The organism is Mycobacterium sp. (genome assembly GCF_044370595.1).
Classification (GTDB): domain Bacteria; phylum Actinomycetota; class Actinomycetes; order Mycobacteriales; family Mycobacteriaceae; genus Mycobacterium.
Window position 1 is genome coordinate 21135 of the sequence record NZ_JBILVF010000036.1, and the last position, 6056, is coordinate 27190.

Here is a 6056-nt window from a genome sequence, read left to right on the forward strand (position 1 = left end):
CGGGGGAACCTACACTCCCGACAATGAGCTTCGTTGAGGTCATCGAGACCGTGGGCAAGGCCATCGACGCGGTCGGGGTGGCGGTGATCGCCTTCGGTGCGCTGATCTCGGCGGCCGCCGCGCTGATGCGGCTGCGGGCCCACACGCCCGATGTCTACCGCTGGTTCCGCGAACAATTGGGACGGTCGATTCTGCTGGGTTTGGAGTTCCTCGTCGCCGCGGACATCATCCGCACCGTCGCGGTGACGCCCGATGCCCGCAGCGTCGCCATTCTGGCCGGAATCGTCCTGATCCGGACCTTTCTGAGTTTCTCTCTGCAGCTTGAGGTCACCGGATACTGGCCGTGGCAGGCCGCCCGCGCGCGGCGCCAGCCGAGCCCACCGCCGGCTGAGCCGGTGACACCGTGACGCGACGCGAGAAGCATTGGGGACAATCCACGGATGCAGCTACCGCAACGGCTTGCCCGGTTCAATCGCCACGTCACCAATCCCTTGCAACGCCTCTGGGCGGGATGGGCGCCGATGATGGGCATCCTCGAACACGTCGGACGCAGATCGGGTCGGACGTACCGCACACCGCTGACCGTGTTCTCCACCGATGACGGGGTAGCCATCCTGTTGACCTACGGCCCGGACCGGGACTGGCTGAAGAACCTCAACGCCGCCGACGGCGGCCGCCTACGCCGGCACAGCCGCAGCCGCACCGTTCGCGACCCGCAGGTGATGACCCGGGATCAGGCGGCCGTCCACGTCACCGGCGCCGGCCGAAGGGTGTTCAAGAAGCTGCCGTTCGAGAACGCGCTACTGCTCACGTGGGGCGAGTGACACAGCGGCCGGTCCACCGCCACGATGGCGGGATCCCCTGCGCCACAGCGCCCCCCGTGCCACTATCAGCCGATGCCCACACCCTCGCCCGACAACCACCCGCAATCCGATGACGAACCCTGGTACGGCGGGCCGGACACCTCTGTCATGCGGACCGTGATGAACACGGCACCCGGACTGCGGATCCTCATCCGACAACTCCGCCGGGCACTCCACCCGCCCCCTCCGCACTAGTGGCCGGGGCCGTCCGCCCGGGGTCCGGGCATGACGCCGCACAGTCCGCAGGATTTCGCAGCGGCCTGGTGATGTAAGACTTGTCGACATGGCGTCGGCGACCTACCACCACGGCAATCTGCGCCAGGCACTGCTGGAGCATGCCGTCGATCTGGCCCGGGCCGGTGGTCCGGACGCGTTGGTGCTGCGTGATGTTCAGCGCGCGATCGGGGTGAGCAACTCGGCGGCCTACCGCCACTACGCCGACCGCCAAGCACTACTGACCTCGGTGCAGATCTACGGGATGACCATGCTGGGCGAGGCCATGCAGGAATCGCTGGCCCGGGTCGCCAACCGCGGCCCGCGCGACCGGCGCGCCCTGGTCAGTCGTAGCGCGGTGGCGTGCCCGATGCCGGTCGAGCAACCGGTGATCAGGACAGCCTTCGACACCACAGCCATGCCGACAAAACTAGCCCAGCGGCGACCGGGGCGGCGATCCTGGGGGAACGCCGGTCGGCGGTCTACACCATCGGCAGCCGGATGCCGTGGGCGAAAGAGGCGCGTCACCCCCGGTGAGGTAGCTTCGCCTGCGTGGACCTGACCCACGATCTGACCCGGGTGGCGGACTGGATGTCCGAGCAGGGTTTGGGTGAGGGTCCGATCACCGACGTCGCTGAGATCACCGGTGGCACCCAGAACATCATGCTGCGCTTCCACCGGGCCGGCCGCGAATACGTGTTCCGCCGCGGGCCGCGGCATCTGCGTCCGATCAGCAACTCGGTGATCCTGCGCGAGACCCGGGTGCTGGGCACGTTGGCCGGAACCGATGTGCCGCACGCCGGGCTGATCGCGGTGTGCGAGGACACCTCGGTGCTGGGTGAGGCGGTGTTCTATCTGATGGAACCCGTCGACGGCTTCAACGCCGGTGAGGGCCTGCCGGAGTTGCACGCCGGGGACGCCACGATCCGCCACGCGATGGGACTGTCGATGGCTGATGCGGCCGCCTGCCTCGGTGCACTGGACTACCGGGCAGTCGGCCTGGGCGACTTCGGCAAGCCCGACGGTTTTCTGGATCGCCAAGTGCCAAGGTGGCTTTCCGAGCTGGAGTCCTATTCGAAGTTCGAGAACTATCCGGGCCCCGGCATCGGTGACGTCGCGGGCGTCGCGGCGTGGTTGCGCGCCAATCAGCCGTCGACGTTGCACCCCGGAATCATGCACGGCGACTACCACGCCGCCAACGTGATGTTCTCCCGCACCGGCCCGGACGTGGTGGCGATCGTGGACTGGGAGATGTGCACTGTCGGCGACCCGTTGCTGGATCTGGGTTGGATGCTGGCCACCTGGTATCGACCGGGCCATGAGCCGGTACTGCCCAACGAACTGATGACGGCGGGCGGGCTGGCCACCCCCGACGAATTGGTGGCACGCTACGCGACCAACACCACCCGCGACCTGTCCAACATCGACTGGTACACGGTGATGGCGTGCTTCAAGCTCGGCATCATCCTGGAAGGCTCCAACGCCCGCGCCGCAGCGGGCAAGGCGCCCAGAGAGATCGGCGATGTCTTACACACCGCCACGGTCCGGCTGTTCCAGCGGGCCGTGGCGATCATGGAGGGAGCCTGAGTGATCGACTTCGAGATACCGGCCGATCTGGCAGCGCGCCGGGATGAGATCCGCGCGTTCGTCGCCGAACAGATCGTTCCCTTCGAACGTGATCCACGACTGACGCGGCACGGTCCGAATGAGGAGATGCGGACCGAGATGGTCGAATTGGCCCGCAAGGCAGGCCTTCTCACCGTGCAGGCACCGCGTCGGTTCGGCGGCTGGGAACCCACCCACCGCGAGCAGGCGGTGCTGTTCGAGGCGGCCGGCTGGTCCACCCTGGGCCCGGTGGCGATGAACTGCGCGGCCCCCGATGAGGGCAACATGTTCATCCTGTCCAAGATCGCCAACGAGATCCAGGCCGAGGAGTTCCTGGTTCCGGTCATCGACGGCAGGCAGCGGTCGGTGTTCGCGATGACCGAACCCGGCGGTGCCGGCTCGGATCCCGGCCAGCTGAAGACCAAGGCGGTCTACCGTCCCGGACCGGCCGGCGGCGAGTACGTCATCAACGGACACAAGTGGCTGATCACCGGTGCCGACGGAGCCCGCACCTGGATCATCATGGCCCGGGTGGCGCCCAACCCGCACGGCGGTGACGGGCCGACGTTGTTCCTCTGCGACGGGAACACCCCCGGCATCGAACTCGAGCGGGTGATGAACACCATGGACCGCAACTACGTGCAGGGCCACGGGGTGGTGCGGTTCGACAACCTACGACTTCCGGCCTCGGCGGTACTCGGCGAGGTGGGCCAGGCGCTGCGCTACGCGCAGATGCGACTGGCCCCGGCGCGGTTGACGCACTGCATGCGCTGGCTCGGTGCCGCAGAGCGGGCGCAGTCGATTGCCGTCGAGCACGCCCGCACCCGGACCGCGTTCGGCAAGCCGCTGGGCGAGCACCAGGGTGTGGGTTTCATGCTGGCGGACAACGAGATTGCGCTGCAGCAGTGCCGGCTGGGGATTTGGTGGGCGTGCTGGACCCTCGATGGCGGCGCGAAGGGCCGACACGAGAGTTCGATGATCAAGGCCTACGTGTCCGAGGAGTTGTTCAAAGTCGCCGACCGGTGCGTGCAGATCCTCGGCGGAATGGGGATCTCCGATGAGACCCCGGTCGGGATGATCTTCTCCGACATGCGCGCCTTCCGGCTCTACGACGGCCCCACTGAGGTGCACAAGTACGCGATCGCCCGGCAGGTGTTGCGCGAACCGGGGGCCGGCGCCACGTGAGCGTCTTGGACTTGTTCCGTCTGGACGGCAAGGTCGTCATCGTCACCGGCGCCTCTTCCGGCCTGGGGGTGTCCTTCGCGCACGCGTTCGCCGAGGCGGGAGCGGATCTGGTGCTCGGTGCACGCCGGGTGGAGAAGATGGGCGGCACCGCAGCACTGGTCGAACAGGCCGGCGGGCGGGTGTACACCCGCAAGACCGACGTCGCCGACCCCGACCAGTGTCAGCAGCTGGTGGACGCCGCGGTGGCCGAGTTCGGCGCGGTGGACGTACTGATCAACAATGCCGGGGTGGGCACCGCGGTGCCGGCCACCCGAGAGACCGCCGAGGAGTTCCGGTCGGTGATCGAGGTGAATCTGCACGGCTCGTACTGGATGGCGCAGGCCTGCGGTCGGGTGATGCAACCGGGCAGTTCCATCATCAACATCGCCAGCGTGCTGGGCCTGACGACGGCGGGTCTGCCGCAGGCGGCCTACAGCGCCTCCAAGGCCGGCGTAATCGGGTTGACCCGGGATCTGGCGCAGCAGTGGAGCGGCCGCAAGGGCATCCGCGTCAACGCGCTGGCACCGGGTTTCTTCGCCAGCGAGATGACCGACGAACTCAAGCCCGGGTACCTGGACGGCCTGCTGCCGCGGATCATCATGGGCCGGTTGGGCGACGCCGCGGAATTGGCGGCCACTGCGGTGTGGCTGGCCTCCCCCGCCGGCGGTTATGTCACCGGCCAGACGATCGTCGTCGACGGCGGGTTGACCATCGCCTAGTCGGGTTTGTCTCCAGATCGTTGCCGATCGGTGATGCGCCGGCCCGAGAAGCGCGGTGTTTGTGTCGGTCCCCGCTGCGCCCGCGCCAGGTTCTCGGCGCGCCGCGGCACCACGAAGCCCGGCCGATCCTCAGTGCCGGCGCCGATCGCCACCACCGTGGTCGTTGCCACGTCGGCGGTACCCTCGGCGGCAAACACGAACGGGTTCACCGATTCACGGTCAGTGATCGGCGATCGCGTCATACCGATGACCCGCCCACGCGTCGCCGGTGCCGGTGTGGGCGGCGATCAGAGCGACCACCGCGACCGCGGTGGCGTTCCTCGCCGACACTTGGTTCACGTTTTGCGGTATGCCCGTACCGGTCCAGGCTGAGGGTCGGTAGGGTCAGATGCTGTGAGCGTCGGAGAAGAAGTACAGAGTTCGCTGGACCACTGGAGCGCAGGGGAGTGGCGGCAGTCGTTGTGGCATGCCACCGCGGCGGCGGCGCAGACTGCGGCCAAGCGATACCCCTCCCTGGAGCAGGAGGAGGCGTTCAAGGAGACCATCCGCGCCGACATCGACGTCTTCGGCGCGATGGCCGGACCCGACATCGACTTCGCCAACTCACGCTTCCCGCTGCCGGTCGACAGCGACCTCTCCGATCAGCGGCCTGACATCGCCGATGTGCTCTACGCGGTTCATCGCTACCTGCACGGCGAGGAGTCGGCGATGACCGCCGGATGTGAGGTGGTCCCCCACGTCCAAGGCGAACCGCTGTTCAACATCGCCAACGGGAGACTGTGGCTGCGCGCGTCGGCCGCACTCGGGTTGCTGGCCATCGCGGTGTTCTCCCCGGTGAACAAGGGGGAGGCGATACCGGGGTCCTACCACCTGGGCTGGCAGCAGCACGTCTTCCACGTCGTGGGCTGGTGGGGCTGGCGCGATCATTTCCGGGAGATCGTGACCAACGCCGACGTGCCGCGCTACGCGCTGGACTTCTCCCCCGAGTGGGAGACCTGGCGGCCCGTCGGCTAGGGGCATCCCACGACGCGAACGGTCAGCGGCGGGCCCGACACGCAGTCGGACAACGGAAGCCGAGCTCGTGCGACCGCATCGGCCGTGATGTCGCCGAGCGCGGTCGGTGCGTCCGACTCACGCTCCGCCCACGCAACCAACAACTGAAGGTGGCGACCATCGGCCAGCGCCCGACCCAGCACCTCGCCCAAGAGTCGACACGGCACGATCTCGGGCCAGTTGCCACCGGCGCGCCGATGCGCCACGTCAGGGAGCAGCGCGCAGCCGCAGCCGCCGATGGTGAATTCGGCTGCATGGGTCGAGGTCGGCGAGAGCGCCCTCCACGCGGGAGCCGGTTGGATCGGGTCCACGCTGCATCCACGCATTCGGACGCTCGGCGGCAGCGGCTCGTCGCTGAGAATGAAGACGCGCAGGCACA

10 protein-coding genes are annotated in these 6056 nt (G+C 68.0%); 8 read left to right on the forward strand and 2 right to left on the reverse strand.

Annotated elements, in window-relative coordinates:
- Positions 1-23: 23 nt before the first annotated feature.
- The 7 genes from ADBZ5N_RS07560 to ADBZ5N_RS07590 all read left to right on the forward strand — a co-directional run bounded on the left by ADBZ5N_RS07560 (position 24) and on the right by ADBZ5N_RS07590 (position 4624).
- On the forward strand, positions 24-407 hold the full coding sequence (locus tag ADBZ5N_RS07560) for a DUF1622 domain-containing protein (protein WP_526256872.1): 384 nt from the start codon (positions 24-26) through the stop codon (positions 405-407).
- A 33-nt stretch (positions 408-440) separates the two neighbouring features.
- Positions 441-824, forward strand: a complete 384-nt coding sequence (locus ADBZ5N_RS07565) for a nitroreductase family deazaflavin-dependent oxidoreductase (protein ID WP_526256873.1) — start codon at positions 441-443, stop codon at positions 822-824.
- Between the two features lie 72 nt (positions 825-896).
- On the forward strand, positions 897-1058 hold the full coding sequence (locus ADBZ5N_RS07570) for a hypothetical protein (protein WP_526256874.1): 162 nt from the start codon (positions 897-899) through the stop codon (positions 1056-1058).
- A gap of 88 nt (positions 1059-1146) precedes the next feature.
- Positions 1147-1638: a TetR/AcrR family transcriptional regulator gene (locus ADBZ5N_RS07575; protein ID WP_526256875.1), complete on the forward strand. Its 492-nt coding sequence runs from the start codon at positions 1147-1149 to the stop codon at positions 1636-1638.
- A gap of 29 nt (positions 1639-1667) precedes the next feature.
- The gene (locus tag ADBZ5N_RS07580) at positions 1668-2663 is read left to right on the forward strand and encodes a phosphotransferase family protein (protein ID WP_526256884.1); all 996 of its coding nucleotides are present in this window, start codon (positions 1668-1670) and stop codon (positions 2661-2663) included.
- The gene (locus ADBZ5N_RS07585) at positions 2664-3866 is read left to right on the forward strand and encodes an acyl-CoA dehydrogenase family protein (RefSeq protein WP_526256876.1); all 1203 of its coding nucleotides are present in this window, start codon (positions 2664-2666) and stop codon (positions 3864-3866) included. It abuts the gene before it with no gap.
- Positions 3863-4624, forward strand: a complete 762-nt coding sequence (locus ADBZ5N_RS07590; RefSeq protein WP_526256877.1) for an SDR family NAD(P)-dependent oxidoreductase — start codon at positions 3863-3865, stop codon at positions 4622-4624. Before ADBZ5N_RS07585 ends, ADBZ5N_RS07590 begins: the two co-directional genes overlap by 4 nt.
- Here the strand turns inward: ADBZ5N_RS07590 and ADBZ5N_RS07595 are convergent.
- Positions 4621-4833, reverse strand: coding sequence for a hypothetical protein (locus ADBZ5N_RS07595; RefSeq protein WP_526256878.1), 213 nt, complete (start codon positions 4831-4833; stop codon positions 4621-4623). The two genes, ADBZ5N_RS07590 and ADBZ5N_RS07595, sit on opposite strands and share 4 nt — an antisense overlap.
- Before the next feature lie 184 nt (positions 4834-5017).
- Between ADBZ5N_RS07595 and ADBZ5N_RS07600 the strand changes: the two genes are divergently transcribed.
- Entirely contained in the window at positions 5018-5638 is a 621-nt protein-coding gene (locus tag ADBZ5N_RS07600; protein ID WP_526256879.1) for an Rv1289 family protein, read from the forward strand.
- Here the strand turns inward: ADBZ5N_RS07600 and ADBZ5N_RS07605 are convergent.
- A partial coding sequence (locus ADBZ5N_RS07605; protein ID WP_526256880.1) for a hypothetical protein occupies positions 5635-6056 on the reverse strand: 422 nt, incomplete at its 5' end. The two genes, ADBZ5N_RS07600 and ADBZ5N_RS07605, sit on opposite strands and share 4 nt — an antisense overlap.